Raw genomic sequence first — 22,709 nt, 5'->3', positions numbered from 1 at the left:
GGCGATTTCCCATCTCGGCGACTTCCCCGTATTGTTGTGTTCACCGACGCGGGGTGGAGCAGCTCGGTAGCTCGCTGGGCTCATAACCCAGAGGTCGCAGGTTCAAATCCTGTCCCCGCTACTCAGTAGCCGAAAGGCCCGGAGGATTCTTCCTCCGGGCCTTTCGCGTGTCCGGGCTCCGGCGGGGCACGGTCCTGCCACGAAGCTGTAACAGCGGCCTGTCTGATGATCCCCTGTCAGGACCCTGAACCATACTGAGGAAAAATTCATCCGATTGGGGGTGCTCGGGCCGCTCGTGCCACCCCGGACAGGAAGCACCACATGCTGTCGAAGCGACTGGTCAGCACCGCCGCGATATGTCTCGTCCTGGCCGCCGGCACCGCCGCGTGCGGCGACACCAAGAGCGACGGGAAGGCCGGCGACGCCAAGGCGGGCTCCGCGCAGAAGCTCGACACCGACAAGCTCAGCGCCCAGGAGATCCAGAAGCAGGCCAAGGACGCCCTGGCCTCCGCGACCTCCCTCAAGCTGGCCGGCACCGTCGACACCGGCAACGGTGCGATGGAGATGAACCTGTCGATGGACAACAAGAGCCAGTGCACCGGCACCATGGGGATGCCGGGCCTGGGCAAGTTCGAGATCATCAGCGACGGCAAGACCTCGTACGTCAAGCCGGACAAGGACTTCTGGACCAACGTGGGCGGCCCGGACGGCGCCAAGGCCGCCGAGCTGTTCAAGGGCCGCTACCTGACCGGCTTCGAGAGCGACCCGTCGATGGGCTCCCTCACCAAGGTCTGCAACCTGGCCGACTTCGGCCAGAAGATCGCCGAGGGCAAGAGCAGCGACAAGGTCGAGAAGGGCTCCGCCGGCAATGTCAACGGCGTGAAGACCTTCAGCCTGAAGACCACCGACTCCAAGGGCGAGGTCTCGACCCTCCAGATCGCCACCGAGGGCAAGCCGTACCCGGTGCGGATCGAGCACACCGGCGCCAAGGACGGCAACGGCAAGATCGACTTCAGCGAGTTCGACAAGCCGCTGACCGTCCAGCCCCCGGCCGCCGACAACACGGTCGACTTCACCAAGTTCAAGGACCAGCTCAAGACCGGCTGAACGGCGGACGCGGGCACCGCGAAATAATCCGTTGCCCTCCCGCCGGGGGCTGCCTAGGCTGGCAGCACACTGAAGGGAGGTGATCCTGAATTGAGTTCCATCAGGATGCGTGAGGTGGCTGCTCGCTAGAGCCGCCCCTGCCTGCGCAGGGTGAGGCCCCAGGCCTCCGGCAGGCGAAATCCACAGCAGTCACCCGGCCCGCAGGCCCACCGGAACATCCCCGGTGCCTCGGCGCCTGGCCAGTGCACGGGCCGGCGCGGAGGAGCAGCCTGCGGGCCGTCCGCGTTTCCGCGGCGGGGCCGCGACGCTAGAGTCGGCGCGGACTCCGGAGCGGAGCGGCGCGGACACAGGGGGTGGGCGATGGCGAAGGCACGGCGGCTGAACGCCGGGGCGGCGCCGCGGAGGGCGCAGTGGGGCGCCACCGGGGTGCTGGCCGGCACGGGGCTGGTCGGACTGCTGCTGTTCTCGCTCGGCCGAGAGCACGCCTGGCAGGCGCTCGGCGGCGGGCTGGTGGTGGTCGGGGCCTCGGTGGTGCTCGGCGGCGCGCTGGGCTTCCTGTTCGGGGTGCCCCGGGTGCGCGGCGGCGCCGGCGCCGGAGAGCCGCAGGGCTCCTACGCCCCGAACACCAATCTGGAGCAGGTCTCGGACTGGCTGACCAAGGTGCTGCTGGGTGTCGGGCTGACCCAGCTCGGCTCGCTCGGCGAGCGGATGCACGACCTCGGCGCGGCACTGGCGCCCGCGCTCGGCGGGGGCGAGGGCGTGGCGCCGTTCGCGGCGGCGCTGGTGCTGTACTTCCTGGTCTTCGGCTTCCTGGCCGGCTGGCTGGTGACCAGGCTGGCGCTGCCGCAGGCGCTGACCGAGACCGACCAGGCGCTGGACCTCTTCCTCGCCGGGCAGGACCGCGACCGGCACGGCGACAAGGTGGGCGCGGACGACCTGCGGGTCCGCGCGATGCAGCAGCTCGGACTGCTGGGCGGCAGCGCGCAGCGCCCGGCCGCCCTGGCCGGCCAGCTGCCGCCCTCCTCCGGTGCGCCGGCCGGGCCGGAGGGCGTGGTGGCCGAGGTCCGCTCGACCGCGCGGCGCTCGGCGCTCACCGCGGACCAGGTGCGGGACCTCTTCGCGGACGGCTCCGAGGGCCGGCGGATCCAGGCGCTCGCGCTGATGCAGGGCGACCCGGCGCTGGCGGACCTGTCGAGCGTGCTGGACGCGATCGAGCACCCGCACTCGGGCTTCGAGCAGTACCACGCGCTGCTGGCCGCCCGGGGGCTGCTGTCCCGGCTGCCCGCCGCCGGGGAGCAGCGGCTGCGGGACGCGGTGGCGGCACAGCTGGCCGACCCGCGGGGCATCCCGTACGGGTCGGACCGCAGCTGGCTGGCGGAGAAGATCCTCTCCCGGCTCCCGGTGGTGCCCCTCGTGCCGGACCCGGCCGTACCGCGGACCGCACCGGTGGTACCGGCCCAGCCGAGCCCGCCGGGCCGACCGGCCTCGCCGGGGCAGCCGGCTTCGCCCGGTGCCGAGGTGAACTCCTAAGGAGTGAAGAGCAGTTCGGGGCGGTCCCAGGTGATGTTCCCGTGCGCGGGGAAGGTGCCGACGCGTTCGGCGCCCACCGCCAGGTAGAAGCGCTCGGCCGGCGGGTGGGAGACCACCTTGACGCCCTCGATCCCGGCCTCGCGCGCGCGGTCGAGCATGTCGGCGATCAGCCGGCGGCCGATCCCCAGTCCTTGCGCCTCGTCGGCGACGAACATCAGGTCCAGCTCGGCGGGTTCGCGGATCATCCCGTAGAAGCCCAGCAGGCGGTCGCCCTCGGTGTCCACGGCCATCCACACCTCGTGCCGGGCGACGTAGTCGGGTGTCACCCGGTACCCGTCGATCATCGCGAAGTACGCCCCGTGGTAGGTGGAGGAGGCCTGGATGAGTGCGGTGAGCCGGTCGGCGTCGGCCGCGCCGGCCCGCCGGATGGTCGTCTCGATCATGCGGGTGAGTATAGGGGTCAACCGGAGCAGTGACCATTACATAATCGCCCGCGGACCCGACGCCCGAGCCGCCCGGACTGCCACACACCGCGCCGCACGTCGCGCCACACGCCGGGCCGGTCACCGAGCGGCCCGGCGCCCGCGGTCGGCGGACCGCAGCACCAGGACCCGCCGGGTCCGGCCGTCCACCGGCCCGGGGCAGCGGCGGATCTCGCTGGCGATCCGGCGCTCGCCGAGCGCCCGCCGCAGCGGGCCGAGGTGGCCGCAGCGGCGGCCCTGCCCGTCGTTCAGTGGCTGGACCAGGACCTCGCCGTCCGGCGAGGTGACCCGGACCAGCTCGGTCAGCGCCGCCAACTGGCGCTCCTGACCGAAGAGTTCGGGGTAGGCGAAGATCAGGTACCCGCTCAGGGTGAGGGCGAACGCGCCGTCCGCGAAGGGCAGCCGGGGCAGTGCGGCGGCCACGTAGCGCTGCGGGTGGGCGGCCGAGTCCGCGGTGTACAGCCGCCGGGCGCGGTCCCAGCTGCGCAGGTACCGCTCGGGCCGGTACGGGCGGGGCGAGGGGTAGAGCTGGGGGCGGGCCGCCATCGCGGCGGCCATCGCCGCGCGGGCTTCCAGGGCGCGGTCCGCGACCGCGGGCGGCGGCAGCGCGTACACCGGGTCGGCGGCGATCACCCGGCAGCCCAGCTCGCGCGCCTCGGCGGCCAGGCCGGCCGCGCCGCCGGGGCAGTCCAGCAGTGGGCCGGGCAGGGCGGCGAGCCGGGCCCGGGTGAGGCCGAACAGGGCGCAGTACTCGTCCAGCGGACGGGAGGTGACCAGGACGTCCGGGAGAGCGGGGGGAATGCCGGCGGCGGGCACCCGGCCATCCGAACACGCGGCGGCCCCGCCCGCACCCGGAGGGCGTCCGGGGCGCGGGCGGGGCCGGCGGGGTGCGGGCGGGGCCGTGTGCGGCGCGGGCGGGGCCGGCCGGGGCTGCGGGTCAGCGGCCGAGCAGCCCCTGGGCGGCGGCCCGGTTGACGTTGGTCAGCCCGCGGACCAGCTGCGTGGTGAGGAAGACCAGCAGCACCCCGAGGAGCGAGAGCGCGGCGATCTGCCAGGGCGCCTGGATCTCGTACACGTGCCGGATGCCGTCGCTGTCCTCGAAGTCGAACAGCCGGTACCCGTTCCAGGGGGTGTAGGCGCGGAAGATCCAGTGGTACAGCGGGTACAGCGTCAGGGCCCAGCCGAGCACCAGGAACACCAGCGTCACCGTGAAGCTGAAGATCGCCCAGGGGAACATCACCACCTGGTACAGCACGGCCTTCCAGCCTGCCCCGTCCGCCAGCCGCGCGGTGATCGCGCCCCAGTTGCCCGGGCGGACCCGGCGCACCGGCGCCGGGCCGGGGACGTCCAGCGCCAGCATGTTGCGCACCCGGGCCCGCTCCAGCCGGCCGAAGCCGCGGGCGAGGCCGGTCAGGGCGCCCAGCACGGGCAGGCCGAGGACGGTGACGAAGGTGCCGAGGCCGAAGCAGAACATGACGATCGAGGCGGCGAACCCGGCGATCGCCACCGGCAGGCCGCTGAGCGCGTACCCGACCTCGCGGTAGTAGTAGCCCGAGAACGGCGTCCGCCACAGCGCCGGCCGCCGCTCGGTCCGGCGGGCCCGGCCGGGCCGCGGGTCGTCACCGTGACCGCCCAGGACGTCCCACTCCCGGTCCTCCGTGCTGCGGCTGCTGCTCATGCTCCCGGCCCCCGGCCCCTCGTACTGTCGGTCGTTCGTCCTGCTGACAGGTCCAGTCTGGTGGACCGGCCGGTCGGCGGGGATCCGGGGGCCTGGCGGATCCGGGGTGGGGTTAACCCCCCTCCCCCGGGACGGCCGGGCCGGGCCACTCGTCGGCGAGCAGCGAGTAGAGGTACGAGTCGGACCAGGTGCCGTCCTTGAACGTGTCCTGCCGCAGCCGCCCCTCCGGCCGGAAGCCCAGCCCGGTGAGCACCCGGACGGAGGCCGCGTTGGCCACCGCGACCCGGGCGGTCAGCCGGTGCAGGTCCAGGGCGCCGAAGGCGAGGCCGCAGAGCAGGCCGACGGTCTCGCGGGCGTAGCCGCGGCCCCAGCAGCCGCGGGCCAGCACGCACCCGATCCCGGCGGCGCGGTGTCCTTCGAGGGTGAGCGAGGCCTGCCCGATCGGCGTCGCGTCGTCCGGCTCCCCGGCGTCGGCGAGCCTGGTGACGGCGAGCCGGTAGGTGTCCCGCTCCTCGGCCATCGCCTCCTCCAGGTACAGCTCGATCTGGTCGGCGCAGTCCTCCCGGCCGCTCGGCCCGAAGGGCAGGTGGCGGGTGACCTCCGGGTCGCCGAACAGCGCGTGCAGCGCGTCCACGTCCTCCTCGGTGTGGTGGTACTCGCGGACGGCCAGTCGCGGGCCGGTGAGTCGTACGGGGACCATGGCTGCCGACCCTATCCCCGCCCGGCGGCTACCGTTCGGACTATGAACGACGAAGACCTGCGGCTCGCCCCGCGCACCAAGGCCGCCGACCTGCTCGCCTGGGCGGCCGAGCAGGGCCGCGCGCCGGTGGCCGAGGGGCCGCTGCGCGCGGTGCTGGCGCTGCTGGAGCTGGGCGAGGGCAGGATGCACGACGGCTGGCCCGAACTGACCTCCGGCGCGGTGGAGCACCTGCTGTACGAGCGCCTCCACCTGTACGTCCAACCCGCGCCCGAGGAGGACCCGCTCGCCTACGGCGACGCCGTCCGGCTGCTGGTCGACCACCAGCGGGCGGCCCGGCGGCTGAACGCCAAGCGCCAGGAGCGGCTGCACGCGGAGGCCGAGTGGCAGGGCGAGGTCGCGGCCGGGCTGCTGCGCCGCGCCGACCTGGTGACCTGGCCCCGGCTGTACGCGCTGCTGCTGCACGCGTACGGGGTGGACGTGACGGACGGGGCGGCGGTGCGGGACTGGCTGGCCGGCTTCGGGGAGCTCCCGGAGGAGGAGCGGCTGGCCGCGTTCGAGGCGCTGGCTCCGGCCGGCTGGCTGGACGAGCCGGACGAGCAGGGCTGGGGCCCGGGCCGGGTGCTGTCGGTCGGCATGGCCACGGACGGCGCGCGGCGGCTGCTGGAGCAGGGCCTGATGCGGCGCAGCTACCGCAACCTGGCCGAGCTGACCGCGCTGGGCCGGCCGATGCCGGACGAACTGGCCGGGGACTTCGGGCGGTTCGAGGAGGCGGCGGTCGACGCGGCGCTCGACCTGCTCGGCGGGTGGACGGTGCCGGGACTGCCGCGGCTGCTGGTGACGGAGTTCCCGGAGCTGGCGCCGGAGCCCGGCCCGGAGGAGATCGAGGCGTACCTGGCGCAGCTGCCCGCCGAGGAGTGAGTGGCCGCGCGGGAAGCCCCCGGGCCGGTGCCGCGGCTCCGGCTCGGGGGCTTCCGCGGGTGCGTCAGGGGTTGAGGCCGCGCTGCTGGAGCCAGGGCTCCGGGTCGACCGGGGCACCGCCGCCGGGGCGGACCTCCATGTGCAGGTGCGGGCCGGTGACGTTGCCGGTCGCGCCGACCTTGCCGATCTGCTGGCCGGCGGCGACCTTGCCGGAGCCCTTGGTGATCGCGGAGAGGTGGCAGTACCAGATCTCGGTGCCGTCGGGCAGGGTCTCGACGATCCGGTAGCCGTACGAGCCGGCCCAGCCGGCCGAGGTGATGGTGCCCTGGCCGAGCGCGTGGACCGGGGTGCCGGTGTCGGCGGCGAAGTCCAGGCCGGTGTGCAGGTTGGCCCAGTAGCGGGCGCTCTGTCCGTAGTGGGCGGAGAGCCGGTAGTCGTCCACGGGGAGGACGAGCGCGGCGGCCTTGGCCCGTTCGGCCTCCTCGGCGGCGCGCTTGGCCTCGGCCTCCTTGGCGGCGGCCTTGGCCTCGGCCTCCTGCGCGGCCTGGAGCCGGGCGGTCTCCTCGGCGGCGGTGCGCTGGCTGTCGGCCTGGCTCTGGATGCGGGCGGCGAGCGCGAGGCCGGGGTCCGCGGAGAGGGCGAGCGGGGTCTCGTCCGGGGCCTCGATGGCGGGGGCGGCGGCCGGGGTCGCCGAGGCGAAGCCGGTGGCGCCCAGGGTGGCGGCCACGGCGGTGACGCCGAGCAGCGGGGAGGCTCCGCGGGTCTGACGCGGCATCCGGTGGCGGTTGGTCTCGGCCTCCGCGGCGAAGTCGTCCGGGCCGAAGGGCTCGGGTCCGTCCGTGCCGGGGTGGTCGAGGAGCTGGGTACCGGCTGCGGGGCCGACCGGGTGTGCCGGGGTGTGCGTCGACGCCACGGAGGCGCGCTCCTTTCCTTCCTTCGCGCCTACCGGGTTAGCTGACGGGTTCGGAGCAGGAAGGTCTCCTACGGCCGGGCCGGAGCCCCGCCGATTCACCCCAAGGAACGTGGTTCCCCGGCTCCCTGACCTGCCCGGGGGCCGGTCGTCGGGATTAGGCGACGGCGCACGGTGCCGTCTGGTTACGGCGTTGACAACCGCGCTGCGTTATCAAACGTTAATCCTAGGAGGCTCTGATTCCAAGCCATCCGTTCGGAGCAGCCCGCGGACAGATGATCGGACGTCAACGAACGGCCCCTCATGCACGGCCCCATCTGAGTACCCATACTCATGTGCGGTCCGATCCGACGGCCGCATCCTGACGCCATGAGCGCACCGATGCAGAGCCGCACCACGTCCGCGTACTACATCCAGTCCGTCCTGTCCTTCGCCCTGTCGGGCACCGCACTCGCCGCCGGGATCGCCTACCTGCCGGTCGGCGGGTGGACCCGGGCCTTCCTGGGGATCGGACTCCTCTACACCGTCACCTCCGCGTTCACGCTGGCGAAGGTGATCCGGGACCGGCAGGAGTCGAACGAGATGGTCACCCGGGTGGACCAGGCCCGGCTGGAGAAGCTGCTCAGCGAGCACGACCCGTTCAAGGTCGAGGGGGTCTGACCGCTCCGCGCCCCCGCACCGCACCGCCCCCGCACGGCACCGCCCCCTCCTCCCGCGCCCCCCTCGCCCCGTCCACTCCTCCCCCGTCCGCTCCCCGCCCCGTCCGCTCCGGTGCGCCGCCGACCGCTTGACGGCTAAGGCTATTAGCCTTAGCTTTATGGCTATCGGCGGCACCGCCGATGCCCCGCACCGGCGGCCCGAGGAGGACCCCGTGAACGGCACCACCACCCCGACCACCCAGTACCTGACCGTCCCCGGAGGCCGGATCGCCTTCGACGACACCCGGCACGGCGAGGGCACCCCCGTGGTCCTGCTGCCGGGCATGCTCGACAGCCGGGCCGCGTACCGGCACCTGCGCCCGCTGCTCACCGCCGCCGGCCACCGGGTCGTCACCATGGACCTGCGGGGCTTCGGCGAGTCCTCGATCGCCTGGGACGACTACGGCCCGGCCGCCATCGCCGGCGACGTCCTCGCCCTGCTCGACCACCTCGGCATCGAGCGCGCCGTCCTCGCCGGGAACTCCTACACCGGGGCGACCGTCGTCAGGGCCGCCGGGGACGCGCCCGAGCGGGTCGCCGGGATCGTCCTGATCGACGCCTTCGTCGAGAACCCGCCGCCGGGCGCCCTGATGCGCGGCGCCATGGGCCTGCTGGGCGCGGCCCTCGTGCACTGGCCGGCCTCCTGGGGCTTCTACCTGCGCCGGATGGCCTTCCCCGGCGCCAAGCCCGCCGACTTCGACGCGTACGTGGACGGGCTGGTCGCCGCGCTGCGCACCCCGGGGCGCAAGGCGGCCACCCGCGGGTACGTCCACGGCGACTCGGCGCCGGTCGGCTGGACGGCCGCGGTGCGGTGCCCGGCGCTGGTCGTCATGGGCGACAAGGACCCCGACTTCCCGAAGCCGGAGCTGGTCGCCGACCGGCAGGCCGCCGCACTCGGCGCCCGGAAGGCGATGATCGAGGGGTCCGGGCACTACCCGATGGCCGACAACCCGGCGGCCACCGCGGACGCCCTGCTGCCGTTCCTCGCCGAACTCGGCTGAGCCCGCGGGCCCCTGCCCGGCCGCACCCCGCCCGACCCGTCCGCCCGATCCCATCCGTACGGAGAGCCCGAACCCATGCCCCGCGTAGGACTGACCCCCGACCAGGTCGTCGACCACGCCCTCACCCTCATCGACGAGCAGGGCCCCGAGGCCCTCACCCTGGCGGCCGTCGCCGCCCGGGCCGGGGTCGCCACCCCCTCGCTGTACAAGCACGTCAGCGGCGGCCTCGCCGAACTGCGGCGGCTGATCGCCGTCCGGGTCACCGGGGACCTGGCCGACCGGCTCGCCGAGGCGGCCGTCGGGCGCGGCGGGGACGACGCCGTGGCCGCGGTGCTGCGCGCCTACCACGCGTACGCCACCGAACACCCGCACCGCTACAACGCCCTGCCCCAGGCCCCGCAGCCCGACGACGACCTGGCCCGGGCGGCCGCCCGGCTGGTCGGCGTGATCATCGCGGTGCTGCGGGAGTACGGCCTCGACGGCTCCGAGGCGATCCACGCCGCCCGCACCGTCCGCTCCCTGGCGCACGGCTTCGCCTCCCTGACCGCCGCCGGGGCCTTCCAGCTCGCCGAGGACCTCACCACCACCCACGACCGCCTCGTCGCCACCCTCACCACGGGCCTCCGCGCCTGGCCCGCCCGGGACGTGCCCCGCTGAGGGCCCGGCCCGCTCAGGGCGTGTGGCGCCGTCCGGGTACCCCTGCACCGAAAGGCGTCCCTTTCGTAACACCCTGCGCACAGGCCCCACACATCACAGAACGGGATCCGGCCACCCGGCTCGATCCCGACGCTTCGAACCGGCACCGGCCAGGAGGGTCGGATGCCTCGTCAGGCGGTGGGATCGGGGTCGAACGAGTGCCGATTGACGCCGAATTGACTCGATATTGACGAGATCCGGTCACTTGGCGAGATCCGTTCACACCTTCGTAGGATCATCACCCTAGAATTCGCGGCGTGACGATGACTCAGTGGTCCGTAACGGCAACCGGCGTGCTCGCCGTCCTCGCCCTCGTGGCCGCCGCGCGGTTCCACGCCGTGTCCGTCACCCAGCGCCGCCGCGCCGACCGGCTGCGCGGCGAACTCACGGCCGTCCAGGACCAGCTGGCCACCGAGCTCTCCCGCCGCGGCGCCGAACTCGCCGCCGTCCAGCAGGAGCACGAGCACACCGCCTCCACCCAGCGGGCCTTCCTCAGCGTCGCCCGCCGGATCCTGGTGATGGCCCACGACCAGCAGGCGCTGCTCGACGAGATGGAGCGCACCCACGACGACCCGGCGCTGCTGGAGGGCCTGCTCAAGGCCGACCATGCGGCCGCCCAACAGGCCCGCCTGGCCCAGACCCTGGCCGTGCTGTGCGGCGCGCGGGCCGGCCGGCACTGGCCGGAACCGGTCTCCCTGGAGGACGTCGTCCGCGGCGCCCAGTCGCGCATCCTGCCGTTCCAGCGCGTGGTGGTGCGCAGCCGCACCGAGACCGCGGTGGTCGGTGCCGCCGCCGAGGCGCTGATCCACGCGATCGCCGAGCTGCTGGACAACGCCACCCGCTACTCCCCGCCCAGCACCCAGGTGTTCGTCACCCTGATGCCGGTGCACAACGGCGCCGTCATCGAGATCGACGACGGCGGGGTCGGCATGCCGGAACAGGCCGTCGCCAAGGCCGCCGCCGCCCTGGCAGGCGGCAGCACCCTGGAGGTCTCCCGGCTGGGCGAGGTGCCGCAGCTGGGCCTGGCCGCGGTCGGCCGGCTCGCCGAGCAGTACGGATTCCGGGTCACGCTCAGCTCGGCGCCCTCGCCGTACGGCGGTGTGCGCGTGGTCCTGCTGCTGCCGAACGCGCTGCTCACCGAGCCGCTGCCGCCCACCGTCCCCGGCCTCGGGCCGGACGACCGGGCGTTCAGCCCCGGACCCCGGCCGGCCTCTCCCGCCGGCCACCCCCTGGTGGAGACCCCGCCGCCCGGCCGGCACGCCGCCACCGGTGACACCCCTCCCCCGCTGCCCCGCCGGAGCCACCGGCGCGGCCGCACGGGCCGCCCCGCCCAGCACGCCGCTCCCCCACCGCCGCCCGCGCCGCCGTACCGCTCGGCCCGGGACGCACAGGCGTTCATGGCGATGTTCCAGGCCGGGACCGCCAGCGGCCGTTCCGCCGTCCGGGCCCAGGCCCAGTCCAGTCCTTCCCTGCCCGCTTCCCCCCGACTTCCCCAGCGCTCCGGAGAGTTCCATGACCACCACCCCTGATCTCGGCTGGCTGCTCGCCGACATCATCGCCGTCCCGCAGGTCCAGCACGCCGTCGTCGTCTCCAACGACGGCCTGGAGATCGGCCGCAGCGAGGGCATCGCCCGCGACGACGCCGAACGGCTCGCCGCCGCCTGCTCCGGACTGCAGTCGCTGGCCCGCGGCGTCGCGACGGGCTTCGGCGGACCGGGCAGCGCCACCCGCCAGATCATCATCGAGTACGGCGGCGGCTACCTCTTCGTCGTCGCCGCCGGGGTCGGCGCCCACCTGGCCGTGGTGGCCGGCGAGGCCGTCGACGCCGGCCTGGTCGCCTACCAGATGCAGGTCCTGGTCGAACGGATCGGCACCCACCTCACCAGCCCGCCGCGCGTCGACCACGCGGCGGGGGGCCACCGGTGAGCGGCCCGGTCCGGCCGTACGTCATCACCGGGGGGCGCAGCCGCCCCACCCGGGCCGAGCTGGCCGTGGAGAGCCTGGTCAGCGCCGTGCCCGGACCATTAGGGCTGTCCGAGCCGCCGGAGCTGCCCGAGCACGAGCTGCTGAACCGCGAGCACCGGCGCATCCTCGACCTCTGCCACAGCCTGCTGTCCATCGCCGAGGTCGCGGCCCACCTGGGGCTGCCGCTCGGCGTCGTCAAGGTGCTGGTCGGAGACCTGTGGGACCTCGGCGCCGTCCAGGTGCTCCCGCCCGTCCCGCAGGCCGAACGCCTGCCCGCCACCCTCCTGGAGGAGGTGCTCGTTGGCCTCCGCCAACTCCGCTGAAGCCGTGCCCGACGAAGCCGTTCCCGACGCCACCGCGACCGGCGGGGCCACGACCGGCGCCGCCGGGTCCGCCGACGGGCCGCAGTACCTGCCCTCGTCGGTGCAGGGCGCGGTCAAGATCCTGGTCACCGGTCCGTTCGGGGTCGGCAAGACCACCCTGGTCGGCTCGCTGAGCGAGATCGCCCCGCTGCGCACCGAGGAGACGATGACCGCCGCCAGCGCGGGCGTCGACGACCTCACCGGCCGCGCCGGCAAGACCACCACCACGGTGGCGCTGGACTTCGGCCGGATCACGCTCAACTCGCGGCTCGCGCTGTACCTGTTCGGCACGCCCGGGCAGCAGCGGTTCTGGCCGCTCTGGGACGACCTGTCGCGCGGCGCGCTCGGCGCCATCGCCATGGTCGACCTGCGCCGCCCGGACGAGAGCTTCGACGTGCTCGGCCGGCTGGAGGAGCAGCGCATCCCGTTCGCGGTCGCCGTCAACACCTTCCCGGACACCCCGAGTTATCCGGAGGAGGAGCTGCGGGCGGCGCTGGACCTGCTGCCGGAGGTGCCGATCCTGCACTGCGACGCACGCGACCGCCGACAGTCCTACGACCTGCTGATCGACTTCGTCGACCACCTCCACCGCAGCTCGATCCTGGAGCTCCAGGGATGACCGCACCCGAACCCCCGGTGGCTCCCGGAGCCTCCGGGGCTCCCGGCTGTCCCGTCGCCCACGGCGGCGGCCGGCCCGGCACCGTCCCCGGCGGGCTGCCCGTGGGCGTGCCGCTGACCCCGCTGTACGGCCCGGCCGTCGCCGAGGACCCGCACGGCCTGTACGCCCGGCTGCGCGAGCGCTACGGGCAGGTCGCGCCGATCGAGCTGGAGCCCGGGGTCGAGGCCTGGCTCGTCCTCGGCTACGCCGAACTGCTCGAACTCACCCGCAACGAGGCGCTGTTCTCCAAGGACTCGCGGCGCTGGCGGGTGCCCGCCGAGGGCCGGCTGGCCACCGACTCGCGGCTCCAGCCGATGACCTCCTGGCGCCCCACCCTGCTCAACCTGGACGGCGCCGAGCACCAGCGGCTGCGCACCGCCGTCGCCGACACCCTCGCCCAGATCGACCACCGCCAGCTGCGCGGCACCACCGAGGCCGCCGCCAACGGCCTGATCGACAGCTGGGGCCCGGACGGCACCGCCGACCTGGTCGCCCAGTACGCGCGCCGGCTCCCACTGCTGGTCTTCACCCAGCTGCTCGGCCTGCCCGCCGACGCCGGCCCGCACCTCATCCGGCTGATCAACGACATCTCCGACAGCAGCGCCGAATCGGTGCGCGCCAACCAGGAGTTCCACGCCGTCCTGGTCGACCTGGTGCGGCGCCGCCGGGCCGAGCCCAGCGCAGACCTCACCTCCTGGCTGCTGGCCCACCCCGCCGCGCTGACCGACGAGGAGGCGGTGCACCACCTGGTGGTGATGATGGTCGCGGGGAACGAGACCACCATCTGCTGGACCGGCAACACCCTGCGGCTGCTGCTCACCGACCGGCGCTTCCGGGCCACCCTCACCGGCGGGCGGCTGACCGTCTCCGACGCGCTGGAGGAGGTGCTCTGGCGCGATCCGCCGACGCAGAACTTCCCCGGCCGCTGGGCCACCGGCGACACCGTCCTCGGCGGCCAGTACATCAGCGCCGGCGACCTGCTCGTCCTCGGTCTGGCCGCGGCCAACGCCGACCCGGCCGCGCAGGGCGTCTCGACCGCCGCCCAGGGCTCGCTCGGCGGCAACCGGGCCCACCTCGCCTGGGGCGCGGGCCGGCACGTCTGCCCGGCCCAGCACCCGGCCCGGATCATCGTCGAGACCGCCGTCGAGACCCTGCTGCACCGCCTGCCGGACCTCCAACTCGCGGTTCCCGCAGGCGAGTTGACCTGGCGTCCATCCCCGTGGTCGCGGGCCCTGAACGCCCTCCCGGTGCTCTACAGCGCCTTCACCCCGCCCCGCCCGCCAGCCCCCGAGAGGCCCGCATGGACACCACCGCAGACTCCGGAAACCGCGCCGAACCCGTCAGACTCGACCCCTTCGGCCGGGACCAGCACGCCGAGAACGTCCGACTCCGCGCGGCCGGCCCCGCGGTCCTGGTGGAACTCCCTGGCGGGGTGGTGGTCTGGGCGATAACCCACCACGACACCCTCCAGTCGCTGCTCGCCGACCCCCGGGTCGGCAAGGACGCCCGGCTGTGGACCACCTTCCGGGAAGGGCGGCTGCCGGAGGGCTGGCCGCTGCTCAACTTCGTGACCGTCCCCGGCATGGTCACCGCCGACGGCGAGGACCACCGGCGGCTGCGCGGACTGGTCTCGCAGGCCTTCACCCCGCGCCGGATCGCCGCCCTGGCCCCCGCCGTCGAGGCCCGGACGACCGCGCTGCTGGACCGGGTCGCCACGCTGGAGGGCGAGTTCGACCTCCGGGAGCACTTCGCCTACCCGCTGCCGATGCAGGTGATCGGCGAGCTGCTCGGCCTCGCGCCGGAGCAGCAGCACGAGCTGCACGAGCTCTCCGACACCCTGGTCTCCAGCTCGGCCACCCCGGAGGCGGCCGTCGCCGCGCAGCGGAGCCTCTACGCGCTGCTGGCCTCGGTGGTGGCGGCCAAGCGGGCCGAGCCCGGCGACGACCTCACCACCGACCTGATCGCCGTCCGCGAGGCCGACCGCCCCCTCGACCGGCAGCGGCTCAGCGAGGCCGAACTGGTCGGCACCCTGCTGCTGATGCTGGTCGCCGGGCACGAGACCACGCTCAACCTGATCACCAACGCCGTTCGCGCCCTGCTCGCCCACCCGGACCAGCTGCGGCTCGTCCTGGACGGGGAGCAGCCGTGGTCGGCGGTGGTCGAGGAGACGCTGCGCCACGACTCCCCGGTCGGACAGTTCCCGCTGCGCTACGCCACCGAGGACATCGCGGTCGGCGACGTGGTGATCCGGCGCGGCGAGGCGATGCTGGCCTCGTACGCGGCGGCCGGGCGGGACTCCGGGCACCACCCGGACGCGGACCGCTTCGACCTCACCCGGCAGCCCGCCAAGCACCTGTCGCTCGGTCACGGCCCGCACTTCTGCCTCGGCTCCGGACTCGCCCGGCTGGAGGCCGAGACGGCGCTGCGCCACCTGTTCACCCGCTTCCCCAGGCTGGCCCCGGCGGAGGGCCGGACGAACGAGCCGATCGCCTCGTTCGTCAGCAACAGCGTGCGCACCCTGTGGGTGACGGTCTGAGCCGACCGGTTACCTGAGGGCGGTCCGGGTCGTTCGGCAGGGCATGAAGAAACTCGCCACCCTGGCCGCCCTCACCATGGCGGGCCTCGCCCTCGCCGTCCCGGCGGCCTCCGCCACCACCCAGACCGCCGCCTCGCCGGACGCCACCGGCGGGCTCACCGACGGGCTCGAAGTCTCCCCCGCCGACCTCGCCCTGCGGACCGTGGGCAAGCTCCCGCTGGTCGGCAAGCCCGCCAACGAGATCGAGGCGATCGGGACCGGCCAGATGAGCCACCCGGGGCTCAGCGGGCAGATCCTGAACTGACCGGCCGGTCCCGGGCCGGTCCGGTGACCGACCCGCGGTCGCCGGCCGGCCCCCGAACGGCCGGCCGCCCGCGGCACTTCGGCCCAATGCGCCCCGGCCCACGGGGTCGGCCGGCGGCACGGTCCGCGATCGGCCGGCGCTCAGCCCGCGGACAGCCGGTTGAGTTCCGGGTAGCTCAGGCCCTCGGCGAGCGCGGTGAACGTCCCACGGCCGTACACCTCCTCGGCGGCCCGGCGGACCGCCGCGTACGCCACCTCGGCCAGGCCCGGGCCCAGGCTGATCCGGGCCACCCCGAGCTTCGCCAGCTCGGCGACGGCCGGGGCGCCGGGCCCGGCCAGCACGTTCAACGGCGCCGGGACGGCCGCGACCAGGGCGGCGATGGTCTCCGGGTCGGACACCCCGGGGACGAACACCCCGTCCGCGCCCGCCTCGACGTACGCCCTCAGCCGCCGGACCGCGTCGTCCAGCCGGCCCTCCGGCGCGCCGGTCCCGCGCAGGAACACGTCGGTGCGGGCGTTGACGAAGAGCGGCACGCCGGCCGCGTCCGCCGCGGCCCGGGCGGCCGCGATCCGCTCCGCGGCCTCCTCCTCGGGCCGGCCCTCGTCCTCCAGGTTCACCCCGACGGCGCCGGTGGCGAGCAGCCCGGCGACCGTCCCGCCGACCCCGGCGGCGGTGTCCGCGTAGCCGTTCTCCAGGTCGGCGGTCACCGGCAGGTCGACGGCCCGGACCACCTGGGCGGTCCGGGCCAGCACCTGCTCGGGGTCGGCGCCGCCGCCGTCCGCGCTGCCGAGCGACCAGGACACGCTCGCGCTGGCCGTCGCCACCGCCCGCGCCCCGGCGGCGGCGACCAGCCGGGCGCTCGGCACGTCCCAGGCGTTCGCGAGCACCAGCGGCTCCCCCGGGCGGTGCAGCTCCCCCAGCAGCCGGGCCCTCTCCCGCTGGGCACTCCGGTCGACGGCGCTCACTTGGCGGCCGGGCTCATGCGGGTGGAGATGCTCAGCCGGTTCCAGACGTTGATCGTGGCGATCAGCGCGATCAGCTGGGCCAGCTCGGTCTCGTCGAACAGCGCGGCGGCCTCCGCGTAGACGGCGTCCGGCACGTGGCCCTGGGTCACCAGGGTGATCGACTCGGTGAGGGCCAGGGCGGCGCGCTCGCGGGCGGTGAACCACGGGGTCTCGCGCCAGGCCGGCAGGGAGAGCAGCCGGTGGTCCTGCTCGCCGAGCTTGCCGGCGTCGGTGGAGTGCATGTCGATGCAGAAGGCGCAGCCGTTGATCATCGAGGCGTGCACCTTGACCAGGTGGGCGAGCTTCGGGTCGATGCCCTTCCGGGAGGCCCGCTCCACCGCGATCATCGCCTCGTAGTACTCGGGGGCCAGCTTGAACATCTCCAGGCGCTGCTCGGGGGCGGGCACCGGGCCCTCGTGCGCGCGCGTCGTTCCGGCCGTCGTCGTCTCGTTCGTCGTCATGGCCGCCAGCCTAGGAGCGCGGAGGCCCACCGTCCTGGTGCGTTCGGCCGTCCGTTCCTTGGGCCACTTCCGGCGTGCGAACGGCCGTGCGAGGATCGCCGGCAGGAGATCGTCGACAACGAGGTCAGGGGGCCCGGTCGTGTGCACGGCCTTCGTCAGCGTCGAGCCGGGAGCGGCCGTCCCGGTGCTGCTGCTGTCCGTCCGGGACGAGTACCTGGGCCGGGCCTGGCTGCCGCCGGACCACCACTGGCCGGACCGGCCCGAACTGCTCGGCGGACTGGACCTCGCGGCCGGCGGCACCTGGCTGGCCGTCGACCCCCACCGGCGCACCGCCGCCTGCCTGCTGAACGGCTTCGGCCCGCTCGCCCCCGCCGACGCCCGGCGCACCCGCGGCCGGCTGCCGCTCACCGCCGTCCGGGAGGACGGGATCGGCCACCTCGACCTCACCCCGTACGACCCGTTCCACCTCGTCCTGGTCCGGGCCGACGGCGCCCGGGTTTCCAGTTGGGACGGCGGACGGCTGGAGGAGCGCGAACTGCCCGCCGGCCTGAGCGTGGTGCTCAACGACGGGCTGGAGGGCCTGGCCGCCGGCCGGACCACCTCCGAGCGGATCCGCGCCCTGATGGCCGCGCGGGCCGCCCACTTCCGGGCCCGCCTCACCGCCGAACCCCGGCCCGAGCCGACCGCCGCGGGCCCGGTCGCCGCGGCCTGGGGCGGCTGGCTGCCGATCGTCACCGGGGACGGCCTGGCGCCGGACGCGGACGCCGCGCTGGTCCAGCGGCGGGACTTCGGCGACGGGCGGATCTGGGGCTCCTCGTCGATCTCGCTGCTCGCGCTCGGACCGGACCTGCTCCGCTACGACTTCGCGGCCGCGCCGGTGGCCGCGGACGGGTCGGGGTGGCGGCGGGTGGCCACGGACTGACCGGCGCCCCTCGGAGCCCCCGTCACGCACGGGCCGGTGCGCACCGGATCGGGGAAAAGGACTTGCACCTGACGCTGCGGGAGGCGGCACCGTGGCACGGGTCGAGCCCGAAGGAGACCCGCCGTGCCCCGTCCCGACCCCGTCCACCGCCCCCGCCGCCTGCTCGCCGTGCTGACCGTCGCCCTGCCGCTGGCGGGCACGCCGGCCGCGGTGGCCGCCCTCGCCCTGTTCGGCGACGCGGCGCACCGGGCCGTCCCCTCCCTCCTGGCCACCGTAGCGGCGGCGCTGCTCGCGCACCTGGGCCCCGGTGTCCCGCAGCCGTACGGTCGGTGAACTTCCGACGGTGTCGTTGACGAACGTCTACATCCGTGTAGTAGCTTCGCGAGGGCCCCGGCCCCGGCCGGCCACCGATCCCCGAGCGAAGGTGCGCGATGTCGACCCTGACCTACCCGGAAGCGATAGGCGTCGGCCTGCTCCAGGGCGTGACGGAACTCTTCCCGGTCTCCAGCCTCGGACACAGCATCCTGCTGCCCGCGCTGATCGGCGGGAAGGTCCAGCACGACCTCGACATGACCGCCGAGGGCTCCTCGTACCTCGCCGCCCTGGTCGCCCTGCACCTGGCCACCGCGCTCGCGCTGGTGGTCTACTTCCGCAAGGACTGGGTGCGGGTCGCCGAAGGGCTGTTCGGCTCGATCCGGCACCGTCGGGTCGAGACCCGCAACGAGAAGCTCGCCTGGCTGCTCGTCCTCTCCACCATCCCGGTCGGCGTGGCCGGCCTCGCCCTGGAGAAGGCCCTGCGCAACGCGCTCGGCAAGCCCGTCCCGGCCGCGGTCTTCCTCGCCCTCAACGGACTCGTGCTGCTCGGCGCCGAGCGGCTCAAGCGCGGCGGCACCGGCCGCCGCCGGGCCGGACACGCCGCCCCCGCCGACGGGCCCGGCCCGGACCCGGCGATCGCCTCCGACCAGCGGCTGACCGGGCTCGGCTACGGCCGGGGCGCCTGGATCGGCGCCGCGCAGATCCTCGCGCTGTTCCCCGGCATCAGCCGCTCCGGCGTCACCATGAGCGCCGGCATCCTGCGCGGACTGCACCACGAGGACGCCGCCCGGTTCTCCTTCCTGCTCGCCACCCCGGTGATCCTGGCCGCCTCGGTGCTGAAGGTGCCCGAGCTGTTCAAGCCCGAGAACTCCGGCGTCCTCGGCCCGGTCCTCGCGGGCAGCCTCGCCGCCTTCGTGGCCGGCTACGTCTCGGTGCGCTTCCTCACCAGGTACTTCGAGACCCGCAGCCTGACGCCGTTCGCGCTCTACTGCTTCCTGGCCGGCGTCGGCAGCGCGGTCTACCTGTCGCTCTGAGCCGGTCCGGGGCCGGTGCCGGTGCCCGGCGCCGGCCCCGGGCGGGTCAGGGGGTGAGGCCCAGGGCGGCCAGGCGGGTCGGGTCGGTGAGGATGTCCAGCCCGGTGACGCGGCCGCCGTGGATGGTGAACGACATGACCGACAGCGGGCGGCCCCCGGCGAAGGACACCACGCCGGGCGAGCCGTTGACCAGGACCAGCCGGCCCTCGGCGGCGAAGCGGGCGAAGGCGATCGCCTGCGAGGCGACCTCGGCCGCGCCGCGCCGCAGCACGCTCGGCACCAGCGTGCCGCCGTCCGAACGGGCCACCACCCCGGGGTCGAGCACGGCCAGCAGGGCGTCGAAGTCGCCGCCCCGGGAGGCCGCCAGGAAGGCCTCCACCACCTCGCGCTTGCGGGCGACGTCGGAGTCCGCGGCGGGGGTGGCGCCCTGGACCCGGCGGCGGGCACGGCTGGCCAGCTGCCGGGTGGCGGCGGAGGTGCGGCCGAGCACCTCGGCGATCGCGTCGAAGGGCACCTCGAACAGGTCGTGCAGCACGAAGGCCACCCGCTCCGCCGGGGAGAGCGTCTCCAGGACCACCATCAGCGCGATCCCGACCGAGTCCGCGACCAGGACCTCGTGCACCGGGTCCAGCGCCGCCGACCCGCCGACCACCGGGTCCGGCAGCCGTACCCGGCCGTCCTGCTCCGGCAGCGGCTGCTCACGGCGGGAGGCGCGGGAGCGCAGCTGGTCCAGGCAGACCCGGCCGACGACGGTGGTGAGCCAGGCCCCGAGGTTGCGCACCTCGCCCGCGTCGCTGCGGTCGAGCCTCAGCCAGGCCTCCTGGACGGCGTCCTCGGCCTCGGCGATCGAGCCGAGCATCCGGTAGGCCACCGCCCGCAGTTGGGGGCGTTCCGCTTCGAAGCGGGCGGCCGGATCGGCCGGCTCCGCACCGGGGTGGGGGGTTTCCTCGCTCACCGTGTCACATCCTCGCGTCGGGATCCGTCGGTCCGGTGACGGACGCTAACCGATGAGGAGGACACCATGACCACCACCCGCACCGCGCGGATGAAGAACCCCGCGATGGTCCTGCCGGACGCCATGGCGGGCATCCGGGGCATCTACCAGGCCGTGTACCGGGGCGGCGTCGACCCGAAGGTCCTGGAGCTGGTGCACCTGCGGGCCAGCCAGATCAACGGGTGCGCCGCCTGCGTGTTCGCGGGCGTCCAGGGCGCGCGGAAGCACGGCGAGACCGACGAGCGGCTGCACGCGGTGGCCGCCTGGCGCGAGGCCCCGTTCTTCACCGACGCGGAGCGCGCCGCCCTCGCCCTCACCGAGGCCGCCACCCGGATCGCCGACCGCTCGGGCCGGGCCGTCCCGGACGACGTCTGGTCCACCGCCACCGGCCACTTCGACGAGGAGCAGCTCTCCGCGATCATCCTGATGATCGGGCTGACCAACCTGTTCAACCGCGTCAACACCACCATCGAGGAGCCCGCCGGCACCACCTGGTGACCCGGCGGCAGGCCCCGGCGGGCCTCCGCCGCGGCCCCGGGGACGAGCCGGGAACGGCCCCGCGGACGAGCCGGGAACGACCCCGGCGACGGCCCCCGGCGGCGGGCGAGAATGGGGGCCGTGAGCACCTCCCGGACCACCACCTGGACCACCTTCGGCGGCGACCTGCACCTGGACCTCACCGAGCGGCGGGCCGCCGGCGCCGGGCTGCGGGCCGCTCTGGAGGACGCGCTGCGCGAGGCCGTCCAGGACGGGCGGCTCGGCCCCGGCACCCGGCTGCCGTCCTCCCGGGCGCTCGGCGAGGACCTCGGGATCGCCCGCAACACCGTGGTCGAGGCGTACGGCCAGCTCACCGCGGAGGGCTGGCTGGACTCCCGGCAGGGCTCCGGCACCACGGTCGCCCGGCGGGCGGTGCCGGAGCCGGTCCAGGGCCGGCGGCCGGCCGTCCGGTCGGTGCCCCGGCGGCAGGCCGCCCGGTACGACCTGACGTCCGGACGGCCCGACCTCTCGCTCTTCCCCCGCACGGCCTGGCTGGCCGCCGCCCGCCGCGCCCTCGCCACCGCGCCGCACGAGGCGCTCGACTACGGCAGCCCGCTCGGCAGGATCGAACTGCGCCAGGCGCTCACCCACTACCTGGCCCGGGTCCGCGGCGTGCGCACCGACCCCGACCGCCTGCTCGTCTGCACCGGTGTCACCCAGGGCCTCGGCCTGGTCTGCGCCGCCCTGCGGGAGCGCGGCGCCCGCGCGCTGGCCGTCGAGGAGTACGGGCTGCCGCCGCAGCACGCGGTCGTCCGGGCCGCCGGGCTCACCACCGCTCCGGTGCCGCTGGACGCGGACGGCGCCCTGGTCGACCGGCTCGACGCGCGGGCCGGCGCCGTCCTGCTCACCCCCGCCCACCAGTACCCGACCGGCACGGCGCTGTCCGCCGAGCGGCGGGCGGCGGCGGTGCGGTGGGCTCGGGAGCAGGACCGGTACGTCATCGAGGACGACTACGACGGGGAGTTCCGCTACGACCGGCAGCCGCTCGGCGCGATGCAGGCGCTGGCCCCGGAACGGGTGGTGTACGCCGGGACGACCGCCAAGAGCCTCGCCCCCGGTCTGCGGCTGGCCTGGCTGGCCCTGCCGGACGCGCTGGTCGAGCCGGTCGCCCGGCTGAAGGCACTGGCCGACACGATGTCCCCGGTGCTGGACCAGCTGACCCTGGCGGAGCTGATCACCTCGGGCACGTACGACCGCCACGTACGGCGCTGCCGGCTGCACTACCGGCGCCGGCGCGACCACCTGGTCGCGGCACTCGCCGAACACGCCCCGCGCGTCCGGGTGACGGGCATCGCGGCCGGCCTGCACGCCGTCCTCCAGCTGCCGCCCGGCTCCGCTCCGGAAGCCGAACTCCTCGCCCGCGCCCAGCGGGCGGGCCTCTCCCTCGCCGGGCTCGGCTGGCACCGCGCCGCCGCCCCGGCCCCCGCCGAGACCCCGCCCGCCCTGGTCATCGGCTACTCCACTCCGCCGGACCACGTCTTCCCGGCGGCGGTCCGAGCGCTCTGCGAGCTGCTGCGCGGGGCGTGACCGGGGGCCGGGGCCCCAGGGCGGGCAGAGCGCCGCCCCGGGGTGCCGACGCCGGTGCCCCGCCGCCGGGGCCGGTCGGCGGGGCGGCCCGCCCGCCTCCCTCGGGGGTGGGGGCGGACGGGCGGCCCTGGGTGCGAACTACTTGTTGCGGCTGCCGAGTTGGAACAGGAGGATGATGAACCCGGCGAAGAGGTGGCAGCCGGCGGTGTAGATCAGCAGACGGACGTAGATCCGCTTGTTGGCCCACTTCCCCGCGTCCATGGTTTTCGGACCGGCGGCGGTGTCGGGGGCAGCGGCGCCGTGGGCGGCGGTGGCCGCGGTGGTGGCGGGATCGGCCATGGTGATCTCCTCCGGGTGGTTCTGACGGCGG

27 protein-coding genes, 1 tRNA gene and 1 riboswitch are annotated in these 22,709 nt (G+C 74.9%); of the genes, 19 read left to right on the top strand and 9 right to left on the bottom strand.

The window, feature by feature from the left end:
- The first annotated feature begins 47 nt into the window (after window positions 1-47).
- The 3 genes from ACWD4P_RS17565 (at window position 48) to ACWD4P_RS17555 (ending at window position 2,637) form a co-directional block, all read left to right on the top strand.
- Window positions 48-121 (top strand) — tRNA-Met (locus ACWD4P_RS17565).
- A gap of 200 nt (window positions 122-321) precedes the next feature.
- Window positions 322-1,107 (top strand): hypothetical protein, encoded by a 786-nt coding sequence (locus tag ACWD4P_RS17560; protein ID WP_359831058.1) that lies wholly within the window; start codon window positions 322-324, stop codon window positions 1,105-1,107.
- A 360-nt stretch (window positions 1,108-1,467) separates the two neighbouring features.
- Window positions 1,468-2,637: a hypothetical protein gene (locus ACWD4P_RS17555; protein WP_449780176.1), complete on the top strand. Its 1,170-nt coding sequence runs from the start codon at window positions 1,468-1,470 to the stop codon at window positions 2,635-2,637.
- Here ACWD4P_RS17555 and ACWD4P_RS17550 read toward each other — a convergent pair.
- From ACWD4P_RS17550 to ACWD4P_RS17535, 4 genes are all read right to left on the bottom strand, one after another.
- Complete coding sequence (locus ACWD4P_RS17550; protein WP_359831062.1) at window positions 2,634-3,080, bottom strand: GNAT family N-acetyltransferase; 447 nt, start codon at window positions 3,078-3,080, stop codon at window positions 2,634-2,636. The two genes, ACWD4P_RS17555 and ACWD4P_RS17550, sit on opposite strands and share 4 nt — an antisense overlap.
- 120 nt (window positions 3,081-3,200) lie before the next feature.
- Entirely contained in the window at window positions 3,201-3,935 is a 735-nt protein-coding gene (locus ACWD4P_RS17545; protein WP_449780175.1) for a hypothetical protein, read from the bottom strand.
- A 121-nt stretch (window positions 3,936-4,056) separates the two neighbouring features.
- Window positions 4,057-4,797: a sensor domain-containing protein gene (locus ACWD4P_RS17540; RefSeq protein ID WP_449780174.1), complete on the bottom strand. Its 741-nt coding sequence runs from the start codon at window positions 4,795-4,797 to the stop codon at window positions 4,057-4,059.
- Window positions 4,798-4,909: 112 nt separating this feature from the next.
- Window positions 4,910-5,497 (bottom strand): GNAT family N-acetyltransferase, encoded by a 588-nt coding sequence (locus ACWD4P_RS17535; RefSeq protein WP_449780173.1) that lies wholly within the window; start codon window positions 5,495-5,497, stop codon window positions 4,910-4,912.
- A 42-nt stretch (window positions 5,498-5,539) separates the two neighbouring features.
- Between ACWD4P_RS17535 and ACWD4P_RS17530 the strand changes: the two genes are divergently transcribed.
- Window positions 5,540-6,415 (top strand): hypothetical protein, encoded by an 876-nt coding sequence (locus ACWD4P_RS17530; protein ID WP_359827528.1) that lies wholly within the window; start codon window positions 5,540-5,542, stop codon window positions 6,413-6,415.
- Window positions 6,416-6,479: 64 nt separating this feature from the next.
- Here the strand turns inward: ACWD4P_RS17530 and ACWD4P_RS17525 are convergent, their stop codons facing one another.
- On the bottom strand, window positions 6,480-7,328 hold the full coding sequence (locus ACWD4P_RS17525) for a M23 family metallopeptidase (RefSeq protein WP_449780172.1): 849 nt from the start codon (window positions 7,326-7,328) through the stop codon (window positions 6,480-6,482).
- Between the two features lie 12 nt (window positions 7,329-7,340).
- Window positions 7,341-7,499: riboswitch (cyclic di-AMP (ydaO/yuaA leader) on the bottom strand.
- Between the two features lie 195 nt (window positions 7,500-7,694).
- Between ACWD4P_RS17525 and ACWD4P_RS17520 the strand changes: the two genes are divergently transcribed.
- The 10 genes from ACWD4P_RS17520 to ACWD4P_RS17475 all read left to right on the top strand — a co-directional run bounded on the left by ACWD4P_RS17520 (window position 7,695) and on the right by ACWD4P_RS17475 (window position 15,545).
- Window positions 7,695-7,985 (top strand): YiaA/YiaB family inner membrane protein, encoded by a 291-nt coding sequence (locus ACWD4P_RS17520; protein ID WP_359827530.1) that lies wholly within the window; start codon window positions 7,695-7,697, stop codon window positions 7,983-7,985.
- 157 nt (window positions 7,986-8,142) lie between these two features.
- Window positions 8,143-9,024 carry an alpha/beta fold hydrolase gene (locus ACWD4P_RS17515; protein ID WP_449780171.1) on the top strand — a complete coding sequence of 294 codons (882 nt, stop codon included), beginning with the start codon at window positions 8,143-8,145 and terminating at the stop codon, window positions 9,022-9,024.
- A gap of 75 nt (window positions 9,025-9,099) precedes the next feature.
- Window positions 9,100-9,681, top strand: coding sequence for a TetR/AcrR family transcriptional regulator (locus ACWD4P_RS17510; protein WP_449780170.1), 582 nt, complete (start codon window positions 9,100-9,102; stop codon window positions 9,679-9,681).
- 302 nt (window positions 9,682-9,983) lie between these two features.
- Entirely contained in the window at window positions 9,984-11,249 is a 1,266-nt protein-coding gene (locus tag ACWD4P_RS17505) for an ATP-binding protein (protein ID WP_449780185.1), read from the top strand.
- Window positions 11,233-11,646: a roadblock/LC7 domain-containing protein gene (locus ACWD4P_RS17500; RefSeq protein ID WP_359827535.1), complete on the top strand. Its 414-nt coding sequence runs from the start codon at window positions 11,233-11,235 to the stop codon at window positions 11,644-11,646. The genes ACWD4P_RS17505 and ACWD4P_RS17500 overlap by 17 nt, the downstream gene beginning before the upstream one ends.
- Window positions 11,643-12,008 carry a DUF742 domain-containing protein gene (locus ACWD4P_RS17495; RefSeq protein ID WP_449780169.1) on the top strand — a complete coding sequence of 122 codons (366 nt, stop codon included), beginning with the start codon at window positions 11,643-11,645 and terminating at the stop codon, window positions 12,006-12,008. Before ACWD4P_RS17500 ends, ACWD4P_RS17495 begins: the two co-directional genes overlap by 4 nt.
- A 4-nt stretch (window positions 12,009-12,012) precedes the next feature.
- The gene (locus tag ACWD4P_RS17490) at window positions 12,013-12,666 is read left to right on the top strand and encodes a GTP-binding protein (RefSeq protein WP_449780168.1); all 654 of its coding nucleotides are present in this window, start codon (window positions 12,013-12,015) and stop codon (window positions 12,664-12,666) included.
- Window positions 12,663-14,156, top strand: a complete 1,494-nt coding sequence (locus ACWD4P_RS17485) for a cytochrome P450 (protein ID WP_449780167.1) — start codon at window positions 12,663-12,665, stop codon at window positions 14,154-14,156. Before ACWD4P_RS17490 ends, ACWD4P_RS17485 begins: the two co-directional genes overlap by 4 nt.
- A complete protein-coding gene (locus ACWD4P_RS17480) occupies window positions 14,120-15,241 on the top strand; it encodes a cytochrome P450 family protein (RefSeq protein WP_449780166.1) in 1,122 nt (373 codons plus the stop codon). The genes ACWD4P_RS17485 and ACWD4P_RS17480 overlap by 37 nt, the downstream gene beginning before the upstream one ends.
- 43 nt (window positions 15,242-15,284) lie before the next feature.
- Window positions 15,285-15,545, top strand: a complete 261-nt coding sequence (locus ACWD4P_RS17475; protein ID WP_359827541.1) for a hypothetical protein — start codon at window positions 15,285-15,287, stop codon at window positions 15,543-15,545.
- 140 nt (window positions 15,546-15,685) lie between these two features.
- Here ACWD4P_RS17475 and ACWD4P_RS17470 read toward each other — a convergent pair whose 3' ends face one another.
- Both ACWD4P_RS17470 and ACWD4P_RS17465 read right to left on the bottom strand, forming a co-directional pair.
- The gene (locus ACWD4P_RS17470; protein WP_359827543.1) at window positions 15,686-16,510 is read right to left on the bottom strand and encodes an isocitrate lyase/PEP mutase family protein; all 825 of its coding nucleotides are present in this window, start codon (window positions 16,508-16,510) and stop codon (window positions 15,686-15,688) included.
- Window positions 16,507-17,010: a carboxymuconolactone decarboxylase family protein gene (locus ACWD4P_RS17465; RefSeq protein ID WP_359827544.1), complete on the bottom strand. Its 504-nt coding sequence runs from the start codon at window positions 17,008-17,010 to the stop codon at window positions 16,507-16,509. Before ACWD4P_RS17465 ends, ACWD4P_RS17470 begins: the two co-directional genes overlap by 4 nt.
- Window positions 17,011-17,149: 139 nt before the next feature.
- Here ACWD4P_RS17465 and ACWD4P_RS17460 point away from each other — a divergent pair, with 139 nt between their 5' ends.
- The 3 genes from ACWD4P_RS17460 (at window position 17,150) to ACWD4P_RS17450 (ending at window position 19,281) form a co-directional block, all read left to right on the top strand.
- A complete protein-coding gene (locus ACWD4P_RS17460) occupies window positions 17,150-17,932 on the top strand; it encodes an NRDE family protein (protein WP_359827545.1) in 783 nt (260 codons plus the stop codon).
- A 123-nt stretch (window positions 17,933-18,055) separates the two neighbouring features.
- Window positions 18,056-18,265: a hypothetical protein gene (locus tag ACWD4P_RS17455; protein ID WP_359827547.1), complete on the top strand. Its 210-nt coding sequence runs from the start codon at window positions 18,056-18,058 to the stop codon at window positions 18,263-18,265.
- A 98-nt stretch (window positions 18,266-18,363) separates the two neighbouring features.
- A complete protein-coding gene (locus tag ACWD4P_RS17450; RefSeq protein ID WP_449780165.1) occupies window positions 18,364-19,281 on the top strand; it encodes an undecaprenyl-diphosphate phosphatase in 918 nt (305 codons plus the stop codon).
- Window positions 19,282-19,327: 46 nt separating this feature from the next.
- On the opposite strand, the gene sigJ is transcribed toward ACWD4P_RS17450, so the two are convergent.
- A complete protein-coding gene (gene sigJ, locus ACWD4P_RS17445; RefSeq protein WP_359827550.1) occupies window positions 19,328-20,236 on the bottom strand; it encodes an RNA polymerase sigma factor SigJ in 909 nt (302 codons plus the stop codon).
- 66 nt (window positions 20,237-20,302) lie between these two features.
- Between sigJ and ACWD4P_RS17440 the strand changes: the two genes are divergently transcribed.
- The gene (locus tag ACWD4P_RS17440; RefSeq protein WP_359827551.1) at window positions 20,303-20,773 is read left to right on the top strand and encodes a carboxymuconolactone decarboxylase family protein; all 471 of its coding nucleotides are present in this window, start codon (window positions 20,303-20,305) and stop codon (window positions 20,771-20,773) included.
- A 111-nt stretch (window positions 20,774-20,884) separates the two neighbouring features.
- Window positions 20,885-22,339 (top strand): MocR-like pyridoxine biosynthesis transcription factor PdxR, encoded by a 1,455-nt coding sequence (gene pdxR / locus ACWD4P_RS17435; protein WP_449780164.1) that lies wholly within the window; start codon window positions 20,885-20,887, stop codon window positions 22,337-22,339.
- A 138-nt stretch (window positions 22,340-22,477) separates the two neighbouring features.
- Here pdxR and ACWD4P_RS17430 read toward each other — a convergent pair whose 3' ends face one another.
- Window positions 22,478-22,678, bottom strand: a complete 201-nt coding sequence (locus tag ACWD4P_RS17430) for a DUF6126 family protein (RefSeq protein WP_359823980.1) — start codon at window positions 22,676-22,678, stop codon at window positions 22,478-22,480.
- Between the last annotated feature and the right edge of the window lie 31 nt (window positions 22,679-22,709).

The organism is Kitasatospora sp. NPDC002543 (genome assembly GCF_053594915.1).
This window is presented reverse-complemented; position numbering and strand designations above follow the sequence as displayed.